A 13178-nucleotide genomic window follows, 5' to 3' on the forward strand; every position below is an offset into this window, starting at 1 on the left:
TTCCCGCACTATGTCCGACGTAGTGCGGGAATCAACGCATCATGCGAGAACGGCGGGCGGAGCCCGCGGAACGGGGGCTGGGAGCGGGGGTGACCGACGTCAGACCGGGTGACACCGGGCAAACACCAACCGTTCATGTTGCGGTCCGCACTGTTCCCCGATGCGTAACTCGCACGTTCCTCTGTCCTAACCGGGCGTCGATACTTTCGCCTCGTACCTGAACAGATGAAAGGCGACACCACCGACATGAGCGCGTCCCCCAAGCTCGCCCGCAATGCGGGCATCGCTGTAGCAGGCCTTGCTGCAGCCTCCATCGTCCTCACCGCTTGCGGTGGAGGCGACTCGTCAACCGGCACGATCACCGGTGAGGGTTCGACCGCGCAGCAGAAGGCGATGGAACACTTTTCCAGCGTGCTGACCGACAACGACGGCGCGATCCTCGACTACACCGGATCCGGTTCGGGCGACGGCGTCAAGAAATTCCTTGCCAGCGACGTCAACTTCGCGGGCTCCGACTCGCCGCTCAAGGACGCTGAAGTGGCATCTGCCAAGACGCGTTGCGGGGGCAACGACGCGTGGCACCTGCCTTTGGTTGCCGGTCCGGTCGCCATCGCCTTCAACGTTCCCGGCGTCGACAAGCTCAACCTCAACGCTCCGGTCCTGGCGAAGATCTTCGACTCCAAGATCACGAAGTGGGACGACGCCGCCATCAAGGCCCTGAACCCGGGCGCCACGCTGCCGTCGTCGACCATCATCCCCGTGCACCGCAGCGACAGCTCGGGCACCACGGACAACTTCACCCGCTACCTCAACACCGCCGCTCCCACGGAGTGGCCGTACGAGCACAGCAAGGAGTGGACGGGTCACGGTGGTTCGGGCGCAGCCAAGTCGACCGGCGTCGGTGACACGGTCAAGAAGACTGAAGGCTCCATCACGTACGTCGAGTGGGGCTTCGCGACTGAGAACAACCTGTCCGTCGCCGCGATTGACTTCGGTGCTGGTGCCACGGAACTGACCAAAGAGACCGCAGGTAAAGCGCTCGACGCCGCCAAGTTCGTTAAGCCCGACAGCAAGGACCTCGTCGTTGACACCAGCGCGCTCTACACGCTGAAAGAAGCCGGTGCGTACCCGCTGGTCCTGACGACCTACGAGATCGTCTGCTCCACCGGCTACGCCGATGCCGAGGTCTCGAAGAACCTCAAGGCATCGTTCACGACCATCCTCGACAAGGGTCAGGAAGGCCTCGACAAGCTCGGCTACGTGCCGCTGCCTGAAGCCTTCAAGACCAAGCTTCGCGGAACGATCGACGCGCTGTGACCAGGTCGGACACTCCCGTGACCATGCGTCCCGACGGTGACGCGGGCCCGGCCGTGTCCGACGCGGTCGCCGGCCCCCAGCATCAACTTCCCGATGTTGGGGGCCCCGGCCAGCGGAAGACCGCCGAGCCGAGCGCCCTCACCGGTTCGACGATCTCGCGCATCGGCGACAAAATCATGTCCCGACTCGCCACGGGCTCTGGTCTCCTGGTGTCGATTGTCATCGGCCTGATCGCCCTGTTCCTGCTGATTCAGGCGATCCCGTCGCTGGTGAAGAACTCGGCGAACTTCTTCGCGTACACCGGTACGTGGGAAGTGTCGGGCGAAACCATCAAGTTCGGTATCCCGCAGCAGTTCTATGCGACGGTCCTCGTGGCCGTGATCGCCCTGATCATCGCCATGCCGATCGCCCTCGGTGTGGCACTGTTCGTCACCGAATACGCGCCGAAGAGGATTGCCGGTCCGGTTGCCTACATCGTCGACCTGTTGGCCGCGATCCCATCCATCGTCTACGGGCTTTGGGGCATCCTCGTGTTGGGGCCAGCCATGGTGGGGCCCAACCAGTGGCTCGTCGACAACCTGGGCTTTCTCCCGTTCTTCAAACAGCCAGAGAACGCGGCAAACATGTCGACCGGCGGCACCCTGCTGACCGGTGGCATCGTGCTGGCGATCATGATCCTGCCGGTCATCACCGGCGTGACCCGGGAAGTTTTTGCCCAGACGCCGCGCGGTCACCGCGAGGCCGCGCAGGCCCTCGGTGCCACGCAGTGGGAAGTGGTTCGCTACGCGGTTTTGCCCTTCGGCTTCTCCGGCTACATCAGTGGTGCCATGCTCGGCCTCGGTCGTGCGCTCGGTGAGACGATGGCGCTGCTCCTGATTATTTCGGCCGCCGGTCCAATCAACTTCAATCTGCTCGAAAGCGGCCAGACGCTAGCCACGGTGATCGCGAACAACGCCGCCGAGTTCGATTCACCCGTCAAGACGGGTGCCTACATTTCCGCAGGCCTCGTCCTGTTTGCCCTCACGTTCATCGTGAATGCGGCGGCGCGCAGCGTCATCGCCCGTCGGGCCTGAGTCAAGGAGAGACAGTGGAACTGACTCAACAATTATCTGGCCGACGACGCGGTACCGACGGCCTCGTCCGCGGTGCCGTGATGGCGTCGGTGGTCGTGGCGATCCTGCCGCTCGGGTGGCTCGTCTACACCCTGATTTCCCGCGGTATCGGGCCGGTTTTGGACATCGGCTGGTGGACGCAATCTGAACGGTACGGCGGAGCCGTCAATGCCATCCTCGGCACCCTGATCCAGACGGGAATCGCTGCTGTCGTTGGTATCCCGCTCGGTGTTCTGGTGGCGATCTATCTCGTCGAATACGCCGACACCAGCAAACGGCTGGTTCGAATCACCACCTTTATGGTCGACGTCCTCTCCGGCGTGCCGTCGATCGTCGCCGCACTGTTCATCTACGCCGTATGGCGCACCACCTTCGATATGCCGCGCTCCGGTTTTGCCGTCGCGCTGTCGTTGGTGCTGCTCATGGTGCCGCTGGTGATCCGGGGGACCGAAGAAATGTTGAAGATCGTCCCGCAAGACCTCCGTGAGGCCGCGTACGCGTTGGGTGTGCCGAAGTGGAAGACGATCCTGCGGGTGGTCCTCCCGACCGCGATGTCGGGCATCATCACCGGCGTCATGCTGGCGATCGCTCGCGTGATGGGGGAATCAGCACCGGTCTTGATCCTGGTCGGTGCCACCCAGGCGACAAACCTGAATCCGTTTGTCGGCAACCAGCAGTCGTTGCCGCTGATGATGCTGCAGGACTACAACAAGGGTCCAAGCGGCTACGAGACAGTCTGGGGTGCGGCCTTAACCCTGGTCATCGCGGTTGCAATCGTTTATGTCCTCGCTCGGGTGCTGGCCCGGTTTACTGGACCCCGAATGGAGAAGAGCTAATGGCTAAGAGCCTGACTTTAGAAGATCTCAACGTCTACTACGGCGACTTTCACGCGGTGAAGGACGTGTCGGTGAGGATCGCGCCGAAATCGGTGACCGCTTTCATCGGCCCGTCGGGCTGCGGTAAATCGACGGTGCTGCGCACGCTGAATCGCATGCACGAGGTGACGCCCGGCGCCTACGCGACCGGCACCGTGAAGTTGGACGATGTGGACCTGTACGGCAAAAACGTCGACCCGGTGGCAGTTCGCACCAGTATCGGCATGGTTTTTCAGCGGGCCAATCCGTTCCCCACCATGTCGATTCGGGACAACGCCGTCGCCGGCCTGAAACTGGCCGGGGTGCGCGATAAGGCCAAGCTTGACGAGGTTGCCGAGGCCAGCCTGCGGGGTGCCAACCTGTGGAATGAGGTGAAAGACCGCCTCGACAAGCCGGGCGGTGGACTGTCGGGTGGGCAGCAGCAGCGACTGTGCATTGCGCGCGCGATCGCAGTCTCGCCCGAGGTGCTTTTAATGGACGAGCCCTGCTCGGCACTTGACCCAATTTCGACGTTGGCTATCGAAGATCTGATTGCCGAATTGAAGAGCAATTACACGATCGTCATCGTTACGCACAACATGCAGCAAGCTGCCCGCGTTAGCGATAAGACGGCTTTCTTCAACCTTTCCGGTGCAGGTCAGCCGGGGCAGTTGGTGGAAGTTGGGGCCACTCGCGAGGTGTTCTCCAACCCGGTCCGCAAGGAGACTGAGGACTACATTTCGGGTCGATTCGGCTAGTCCGAACGCACGCTCCGTAACGACAAAACCCCGGTCGCGCCCCCTGCGCGGCCGGGGTTTTGCCATTCCCATCCCCAGTGACTACCGTCACGAGAAGACATCGTATCGATCAAACGATCAACTTGAAGGCGACATGGCTAGGCTCACAGTTCAGCAGCGACGCGAGGCCGCGATCAGCGCGACCATGCGCGTTATTGCGCGCGACGGAGTGGAAGCAGCCACTACCCGCCGGATCGCCGAGGAGGCCAATGTCGGCCAATCGAGCCTCTTCTACGCCTTCGACTCGCGCGCCGAACTCCTGGCCGCCGTCGTCGAATACGGCATCGGACAAGAACTCGCAGCGATGGACACCTGGCTGAGCGAAGCCTCCCAGGTGCTCTCCACCGCCAAAATGAGCATCACCGATGTACTCGAAGGTGCCTTCGATGTTTTCCTACACGACCTCATCGAGAACCGAGATCGCGAACATGCACTCGTCGAACTGGCGCTCTACGCTCAGCGAACCGACGACCTGGCACACCTAGCGGACAAGCTCTATCGGGGCTACTACGAACTTGTTGGCGGACTCTTAACCGTGGCCGCGGAAACCACCGGCACAGTATGGACCCTGCCTGCAGAAGAACTGTCGACGATCGTCGTCGCAATGACAGACGGCATGACCCTCAGCTATTTGAGTACCGGCGACCGCAAGGTGGCCCAGCGAATCGCCGACGGCGGCGTGCAACTGATGCTCGGATACATCAAGCGATAGCAGTGCAAGGCCCCGACATTGGCGGGGCATCGAACAAGATCGGGGATGAAAGTGTTCAAAGGCCAATTCGGCCTGCGCTCAACGGTGGCCACGGCAGCCGTTCTCGCAGTAACAGTCGCGAGCGTGAACGCGGCGCCAGACGCCGCTGCCGCGCAGCGCGTTCATGTTGGCGGAGGTGTCAGTCAGGCGTACCTGACCGATGCTCGGCCAGGTACCTCGTTGACGCTCGTCGACTCGGCTGGAAACCAGGCTGGTTCGGGTGTCGCCGACAAACTCGGTTCGCTGATCGTGCGCGACTTGCAACCCGGCCAGTACCGCTTCGTTGGCAAGGGCATCAGCGCGGCACCGGTTGCGGTGACCAGCAAGGACTCCCCGCCGCCGAACCCGTCACTGTACGGCCAGAAGCTGCACGAAGGGCTCAACTATGTCACCATGCGTGATGGCATCTCGATCGCCGCAACCGTTCGTCTCCCGATCGGCAAGAAGCTGTCCGACGGTCCATTCCCGACCGTAATCGAGTACTCGGGCTACCAGAATGCCGCTCCCGGCGACCTGATTGTCGGTGCCGCTGGCGAAAAGCTCGGCGTGAAGGATCCGCTGGCGCCGGCGTCGTCGGTCATCGTTGGCGCAACCCTCGCCCCGCAAATGTTGGGCTTCGCTTCGGTTAGCGTGCAGATGCGTGGATCAGGTTGCAGCGGTGGCGATTTCGGACTCTTCGACGACGCGGCGGCGTTCGATGCCTACGACATCATCGAGACGCTTGGCCGCCAGAACTGGGTCAAGGGCGGCAAGGTCGGCATGGTCGGCATCTCGTTCTCGGCAATCTCACAGATGTACGCCGCGGGCACCCGCCCACCGCACCTGGCAGCCATCGCCCCCATGAGCACCACCGATGACCTGTACTCCACCGGTCTGCCCGGCGGTATCTACAACAAGGGCTTCGCCAACACCTGGCTCAAGGAACGGGTCCAGAACGCGCAGCCTGCACCCAAGGGTGGCCAGCCGTGGGCCATCGCCCGCGTCAACGGCGGCGACAAGGTTTGCAAGAACAACCAGAAGCTCCGTCTGCAGACTCTTAACGCCTTCAAGCTGATCCGCGACAACCCGACGCGTGCAGCCCAGATTTACCGCGACCGGTCGATCGCTGACTGGGCCGAGAAGATTGACGTCCCCGTGTTCCTCGTTGGCGCAGGCCAAGATGAGCAGACCGGCGCCAACTGGGTTAACGTCATTCCGCACCTCGACCACAACCCCAACGTGTGGGTCAACATCATCAACGGCCACCACTTTGATTCGCTCGGACCGCAGATCATGTCGCGCTGGGCCGAGTTCCTGCAGATTTTCGTTGCCGATCAGGTGCCGCACACGCCGCCGCAGATGCAGCCGCTCGGAACCGCAGTCTTCCCTGCGGCCACCGGTGCACCGGGTCAGACGATTCCGAACATGCGGTTTAGCAACTCCACCTCGGTCGCTGACGCCAAGGCACGCTTCAAGGCGAACACCCCGCGATTGTGGGCCCTGTTCGACAACGGTGGCGGTTCGGCCGGATTCGGTGGACTGTCGTCGCCGTGGCAGAAGTCGCTGAACGGTTGGCCGTCGAGCACCGAGAAGATGCACCTCAACGCCAAGGGCAAGCTGGGTACTTCGGCGACGGGCGGCGAAGTGTCGTTCAACCCGAATCCCGCTAACCGGCCGATGAACACGCTCAAGGACGCATCGACCGACACCGCCGCAGCGTGGGGTATCAATCCCGACTACAACTGGCAGCAGGCGCCCGGCCGCAGTGGCCTGGGATTCATCAGTGCACCATTGCCGAGCGACAAGATCATGCTGGGCAACGGCTCGGTGACGCTACGTGTCAAGAGTTCCGCACCCGTCACCGACCTTCAGGTCACGGTCACCGAGGTCGACAAGGCAGGCAACGAGACGTCGGTGTCGACCGGTGTGCTGCGGTCGACGTTCCGCGGTGACGGCACCGCGCCGGACTACTACCGCCAGGTCCCGATGGCTGACGGATTCAACCTGATGACCGTTGCGCTGAACCCGATCATGCACGGCTTCCGTAAGGGGAACCGGATCCGCATCCTGGTGTCCGCGCCCGGCGGCGATCTGCCAGCATGGCAGTTCGAGACCCTCCGCACCGGTGGCAAGGTTGTCGACACGATCGACCTGAGCGGTTCGTTCGCGACACTCCCGGTGATCTCGGGTTCCGTCCCGGGTAACGCACCGCCCTGCGGCTTCCTCCGCGGTGCCGCCTGCCGGCCTTACAAGCCCGCCTTCAACGGCGGATAGTCGTAACGGCAACGCAACACGGCCGTCGGACCTTCGGGTCCGGCGGCCGTCGTCGTTCGTCCCCGGCCGCCCCGCGCCGCGTCGTTCTGCGCCCGATCGGCCTCGCGCCGCGCCCGATCTGCACTTTTCTGTCACGATTCGACCCAATCATCACCAAAGGGCCAGATCGGTGACGGTTGGGCCGACGCAGGACCGTCGTATGCGACAGAAAGGTGCAGATTCAGACGTTCGACGACGCGTCGAACCTACGGCGCTTACCTAACGTTGCGCCGAACTTGGGTTGGGCCCGGAGACCGGTTTTGGAACTTTTCTGTCACCGCTAGCTGAAAATCTGCTGCACAACCGTCGCCAAATGCATGGATCGGTGACGGGTAGGCCGAAACGCGACAGAAAAGCGGAACTTGCGCGGAGCGCGGAACGCGAACGCCGCGCGGAACGACGGCGGGACTAGCTGGCTTCGAGAAGTTGCTCGGGAGTTTTTCCGGTGGCCTGGAAGACGACGCGGCGGGCGATGAGGACGGCGTGGTCGGCGAAGCGCTCGTAGTAGCGACCCAACAGGGTCACGTCGACGGCGGCGGCAACACCGTGGCCCCACTCGCGGTCCATCATTACCGTAAACAGGTGACGATGCAGGTCATCCATGGCGTCATCGTCGTCCATCAAGCTCAACGCGTCGTGGTAATCCTGGTTCTCCAAAACCCGTCGCGCGTTCTGCGCCACTTCGACCGCCAAGCGGCCCATCTCTTCAAAATAGCCCTGCACCTCGTCAGGAAGGACTTTCGCCGGATGCCGGCGGCGTGCGACCTTCGCGACATGTAAAGCGAGCGCACCCATTCGGTCGATCTCCGACACCAGCTGGAAACCACTGACCACCGACCGCAAGTCGCCGGCCACCGGTGCCTGCAAGGCGAGTAACCCGAAAGCCTGATCCTCGGCCTTGGCAGACATCTCGGCGACTGCATCGTGGTCGGAAATCACCTTCTCGGCCAACTCCAAATCCCCCTCGAGGAGGGCCTGGGTAGCTTGGGCCATGGCAATGCCAACCTTGTCGACCATGTCGCCGAGAACCGTGTTCAGTGCAGTCATCTGCTCCTGATAAGCGTCACGCATAATGCCAACTTTACGGAAGCTGTTTAGCTTCTCAACGAGGGCAGGGTGAAGTCGTCGTTAACTCTTGGCGGACGACGAGTACCGGCAACAACAGGCCGTTACGTGCAGGTGGTATCGCCAGCGTTGGTGACCGACAAGTCGTTCGGAAGGTCGCTGTTGCCGACGTGGGCAGGCAGTTCACTGACAGTCAAGGTGGATCCGACCGCAGGTGCGGACGCTATCGATTCAATTCCGGCGAAGTCCGCTCCAAGGATCACTTCGACGCCCGCCTTCACGGAACTGTCGGCCTGGATCTTTGCGCCCGGGAACATCTTTGCGATAGTCGCGGCCGAATCCTTCGCTCCCGTGCCATACCGCACGACAGTCGACGTCTGCTTCTCCGACGAATCGGCGACACCACCCACATTGACGCCCTGGCGAAGGAGTTCTTCCATCACATTGGTCGCGAGGCCCGACTGGTCGGTGCCGTTGAGGACGCGGACGCTGACATTGGACGTGTCTTGTGCGGTCAGTTCCTTCTTGACCGGTGCCTGCGGCGAGGGTGCCTTCGTGGTGCTCTCCGGCTTGGACTTCTTCTCGCCGGGCAGGGGCTTGTCGTCGATGATGGCGTTGAAGATCGCGTCGATATCTTCCATGCGCGGAATCTCGTTGTTCTCACCGTCGGTCGTGGTGCCAGCCGTCGGAACGGTGAGGAACGTGACGCGTCCGGCTTCCATGCCCTGCATCGATTCGGCGAGCTGAATGAGCGAGTCGGTATCAACATTGTCGACGTAGCTGTTCTTGATGAACGTCTGGACGATCTTGTTCAGCTTCGACGGATTCGACAGCACGTCGCTCGACAGCGACGACCGCAGCAGCGACGACATGAACAACTGTTGGCGTTTGATACGACCGTAGTCGCCGTTGCCTTCGGCCGAGATATGGCGTGCACGAACGTACTTGAGAGCCTGTCCCGCGGTCAGCTTCTTGGTGCCTGCCTTGCGGAGGATGGTGCCGAGTTCGTAGTCGTAAAGGGGAACGGTGGAGCAGACAGTGACACCGCCGAGGGTGCGGACCACTTGCTCAAAGCCGGAGAAGTCCATGGCGATGAAGTGGTTGATGTTGAGGCCACTGATCTGTGTCAGCGTCTTCACCAGGCAGTTGGGGCCACCGTCGGCGTACACGCCGTTCAGCTTCACTCCGCTCGCAGCCTCGAGTGTGCCGGAGTACGACGCTGTGGTGTTGTCCCAGCTTTGGCATTCGGGCCGGTCGACGGCCAGGTCACGCGGCCAAGAAACGGCAACGACGCGACTGCGGTCGGCCGGGATATTCACCAGGAGGACGGTGTCGGAGCGGGCGCCCTCCACGGACGACGCGTCACCGGCACCAACCTTGGAGTTCTTGCCTGCACGGGAATCGGTGCCGACGATGAGGTACGTCTCGTCGCCGTTCTGATCCTGCGGTTTACGGATATTGGAACTGTTGGGGTCGAGGGCGTTGACGACGTTCCAGCCGCCATTCCACCCGCGCTTCAAGTTCCAGACGTAGCCGGTACCGACGAGCGACAGCAGGCACGCCAAGCCCAACAAAATACGACCACCGTTTGTGGCCGCCTTCCGGGTGCGCTGCTTGGCGGTCAGGCTGCGTCGACCGCCGCCGATCTTCTCGAACGCGGCGGTGAGGTCGGGCGTGGGTTCCAGGGGACGCCGACGTTTGCGTGGTTCGTCGACGGCCTCGGGTTCGGCGTCCTCGTCCATCGCCGCGGGACTGCGCGTCACCCGTGTTTCCGGTGCCGGGGCCTGACGTTGTCCGCGCGATTCCTCAGACAGTCGGGCTGCGGTCGCCGTGTCGGACAGGTCGACTGCGGGATCGTCGGTCACTGCCGGAATCATCTGCGTTACTTCGGCAGACGCTGGCGGCTGCACTGGCGGCACGGGCGGCGGTGTGGGTCGACGCCGCGGCGGTTGCGGGCGGGACCCGGCGCGCTGGCTCGGTGCCGCGTAGCGGTCCGCCGATTCGGGGGTGGCGGTGTCGTCGACGCCCATCTGCTCCATGAGCTGACGGACCGTCAGCCGTCCGCGGGGGCGCACATAGCCTTCGCGGGCGGCTGGTTCACGCAAGCCTTCGGCACGCTGGCCTGGTCCGCCGGGAGCGGGGACATTGCGGCGAGGGTCGGTCGGTCCGGCGCTCCGGGGCGCGGGCGGGGTGCTGCCGGGAGTGCCGAAGCGGGTGCGGAAGTCGTACGTCCCGGACTCCCGTGCACGACGAGGTCGCCGGGGCTGGGCCGGCTGGTCGTCGGGCGACTCGGGAGAGTCGGGGCGGTCAGAACTCACAGCACTACTTTCTCTTCTGGCATCGGGGAGCGCCGGTCGCCGCAGCGACCATTAGCAACAGTGTCCTGGGAACAACGGCGTTTGGCACATATTAATCGGCGTGCCTGAGAACTTCCTACGCCTCGGGACACGATGGCGCGGTTAGCCGCCCGCTGCCAAGGTCTCGGAGTCTTCGGGTACCACGTCCTCTTCGGGGTCGTCCAACCATCCCTCGGGCAGTGCCACCGCCGCTGGCGAGCCCTGCCGTCCGCGGGGACCGTGCCCATCGGCGGGGAACGGCGTGTCCTTCGGTAGGGCGTCGACAAGTTCGTGCAGGTCGTCGAGCGTTTTGACCAGCGCGAGCGACGATCGCAAGTCCGACCCCGCAGGGAACCCGCGCAGATACCACGCGACGTGCTTGCGGATTTCGCGCATGCCCTTCATTTCGCCGTGGTGGGCGGCGAGGAGTTCGCCGTGACGAATCATGATCTGGGCAACTTCACCGAGGTTCGGGGGTGTGGGGCATTCCACTCCGCGCAGGCGGGCCGACAGCTCGGCGAACAGCCACGGGCGCCCGAGGCAGCCGCGGCCGATGACGACCCCGTCGCACCCGGTCTGCTCCATCATGCGGACGGCGTCGTCGGCTTCAAAAATGTCACCGTTGCCGAGGACCGGGACGGACGTGACGTGTTCTTTGAGCCGGGCGATCTCGTCCCATACGGCAGTTCCGGAGTACCGCTGCGACGCGGTTCGCGCATGCAGGGCCACCGCCTGGGCGCCCTCTTCGGCGGCAATACGACCGGCGTCAAGGTGCGTGTGGTGGTCGTCGTCGATCCCGATGCGGAACTTCACGGTCACCGGAATATCGGTGCCCTCGGTGGCGCGCACGGCGGCGGCGACGATGTTGCGGAACAGGCGACGCTTATAGGGGATCGCCGAGCCGCCGCCCTTTTTCGTGACCTTGGGGACTGGGCAACCGAAGTTGATGTCGATGTGGTCGGCGAGGTTCTCGTCGACGATCATCTTGGCTGCTTGATAGGTGTATTCGGGGTCGACGGTGTAGAGCTGCATGGACCGCGGCGTCTCTGTCGGATCGAACGTTGTCATGTGCATCGTCACCGGATGCCGTTCGACGAGGGCCCGCGCCGTCACCATTTCGCACACGTACAGGCCGGAGACGGTGCCGGTGCGCGCCAGTTCGAGTTCGCGGCACAGCACGCGGAAAGCGACGTTGGTGACGCCAGCCATCGGTGCCAATACGACGGGGCTACCGAGTTCGATCTTGCCGATCCGCAGTGGTTTGCGATCGGCGAGTTCAGACACGACTCCGGCGCCTTCGGTGGTGATTGAAGGCGCCGGGGCGGTTGGTGTTGAGGTGGTCAGGACGCTTGCTTCTCTCGCTTAGCTGCCTCGCGGGCGAGCGCACGATCGCGCATTTCCTCGAAGCGCGTCGCGTCCTTGTCGAGCTGCTCGAGGAAGGCAGCCAGCTCGTCGCGAGTGCGTTCACCGTCCGAACCAAAGTCGTTGCGTTCGAAGACGTTCCACTTACGCAGGACGGGCGCGATGACCTCGTCGAGGTGCTGGCGGAGGTCGTAGATGCCGTGCTTGGCCATCAGCACACCGTGGCGACGGAAGTTCGGCATGCCCGCGCCCGGCATCTGGAAGTTCGTCACGATGTCGGTCACTGCGCGCAGCGTCTGGTCGGGCGAAATGTCCATGCCCGCACCGCAGATGTTGCGGTAGAAGATCATGTGAAGGTTTTCGTCGGCGGCGATGCGCTGCAGCATGCGGTCGGCGACCGGGTCGTTGCACGCCTTGCCGGTGTTGCGGTGACTCACGCGCGTCGCGAGTTCCTGGAAGGTCACGTACGCGACCGAATGCAGGAGACCGATCTCTTCGCCGCTGGCGCGCATCTCGTCGGCGCGGTCGGCGGCGGCGAGGATGGGGTCGTAGCCGTTGGTCATGTGGATCATGCGGGCTTCTTCAAGCGCCACGGGATCGACGCCGCGGGTGACGACCAGGTAGTCGCGCATGGCGATACCGTGACGGTCTTCCTCAGCGGTCCAACGACCAACCCAGTGGCCCCAAGCGGAGTCCATCGAGAAGTTCTCGGCGATCACCCGGTGGTAGGAGGGCAGGTTGTCCTCGGTCAGCAGGTTGGTGATCATCGCGGCCTTGGCGACCTCGTCAAGGGACGACTGCTCGGGGTCGTAGTCGGTGCCACCGAGTGCTGCGTAGTTTTTGCCTTCGTCCCACGGAACGTAGTCGTGGGGGTTCCAATCGCGGGCCGTCTTGAGGTGACGATTGACGTTGGCCTCAGCGGTCGGCTCCAACTCTGTGAGGAGTTCGAGTTGTGTGAGTTGACGTGCCATCGGGGTTCCTCTGGTCGGGGGTGATTCGTTTCGGGCGGCGGTCGTGCCTTCTCGGCGACACACCCGACATGCGTACTTAGGTTCCAGGCTACGTCACGTAGGCAATGGTCCCAAGTTAGTTGTCCCACGTTTCATCGCCCAGAAACGACGTTTCGTTACCCGCTGCACGTCCGATATTACGGTCCCGTAGGTTTCCGTCACGTATTTCACGGGCGCCGTCGTCGTTCATGAAAGTCGTGCCGCCCCACCCCGTACGCCCCCTGTGCGGGCCCTGCCCTCCGTTCTCGCATGATGCGTCGATTCCCGCACTATGTCAGACAT

10 protein-coding genes are annotated in these 13178 nt (G+C 63.3%); 6 read left to right on the forward strand and 4 right to left on the reverse strand.

Annotation, left to right across the window (positions count from 1 at the left end):
- Positions 1–246 precede the first annotated feature (246 nt).
- The 6 genes from pstS (at position 247) to WBA38_RS01220 (ending at position 7084) form a co-directional block, all read left to right on the forward strand.
- Positions 247–1317 (forward strand): phosphate ABC transporter substrate-binding protein PstS, encoded by a 1071-nt coding sequence (gene pstS / locus WBA38_RS01195; RefSeq protein WP_424321852.1) that lies wholly within the window; start codon positions 247–249, stop codon positions 1315–1317.
- A 23-nt stretch (positions 1318–1340) separates the two neighbouring features.
- The gene (gene pstC, locus WBA38_RS01200) at positions 1341–2390 is read left to right on the forward strand and encodes a phosphate ABC transporter permease subunit PstC (protein ID WP_424295685.1); all 1050 of its coding nucleotides are present in this window, start codon (positions 1341–1343) and stop codon (positions 2388–2390) included.
- A gap of 14 nt (positions 2391–2404) precedes the next feature.
- Complete coding sequence (gene pstA, locus WBA38_RS01205) at positions 2405–3265, forward strand: phosphate ABC transporter permease PstA (protein ID WP_424321853.1); 861 nt, start codon at positions 2405–2407, stop codon at positions 3263–3265.
- Entirely contained in the window at positions 3265–4041 is a 777-nt protein-coding gene (gene pstB, locus WBA38_RS01210) for a phosphate ABC transporter ATP-binding protein PstB (protein ID WP_424295679.1), read from the forward strand. The genes pstA and pstB overlap by 1 nt, the downstream gene beginning before the upstream one ends.
- A 133-nt stretch (positions 4042–4174) precedes the next feature.
- Entirely contained in the window at positions 4175–4792 is a 618-nt protein-coding gene (locus WBA38_RS01215; RefSeq protein WP_424295681.1) for a TetR/AcrR family transcriptional regulator, read from the forward strand.
- A 123-nt stretch (positions 4793–4915) separates the two neighbouring features.
- Positions 4916–7084: a CocE/NonD family hydrolase gene (locus tag WBA38_RS01220; RefSeq protein ID WP_424321854.1), complete on the forward strand. Its 2169-nt coding sequence runs from the start codon at positions 4916–4918 to the stop codon at positions 7082–7084.
- A gap of 447 nt (positions 7085–7531) precedes the next feature.
- Here the strand turns inward: WBA38_RS01220 and phoU are convergent, their stop codons facing one another.
- The 4 genes from phoU to WBA38_RS01240 all read right to left on the reverse strand — a co-directional run bounded on the left by phoU (position 7532) and on the right by WBA38_RS01240 (position 12857).
- Positions 7532–8194, reverse strand: a complete 663-nt coding sequence (phoU, locus tag WBA38_RS01225; protein WP_424293709.1) for a phosphate signaling complex protein PhoU — start codon at positions 8192–8194, stop codon at positions 7532–7534.
- Positions 8195–8292: 98 nt separating this feature from the next.
- On the reverse strand, positions 8293–10506 hold the full coding sequence (locus WBA38_RS01230; RefSeq protein WP_424321855.1) for an LCP family protein: 2214 nt from the start codon (positions 10504–10506) through the stop codon (positions 8293–8295).
- A 141-nt stretch (positions 10507–10647) separates the two neighbouring features.
- Complete coding sequence (gene dusB / locus WBA38_RS01235) at positions 10648–11733, reverse strand: tRNA dihydrouridine synthase DusB (protein ID WP_424293605.1); 1086 nt, start codon at positions 11731–11733, stop codon at positions 10648–10650.
- Between the two features lie 131 nt (positions 11734–11864).
- Positions 11865–12857, reverse strand: coding sequence for an acyl-ACP desaturase (locus tag WBA38_RS01240; RefSeq protein ID WP_424321856.1), 993 nt, complete (start codon positions 12855–12857; stop codon positions 11865–11867).
- Between the last annotated feature and the right edge of the window lie 321 nt (positions 12858–13178).

The sequence above is a fragment of the Gordonia sp. (in: high G+C Gram-positive bacteria) genome (assembly GCF_049647785.1).
Classification (GTDB): Bacteria; Actinomycetota; Actinomycetes; order Mycobacteriales; family Mycobacteriaceae; genus Gordonia.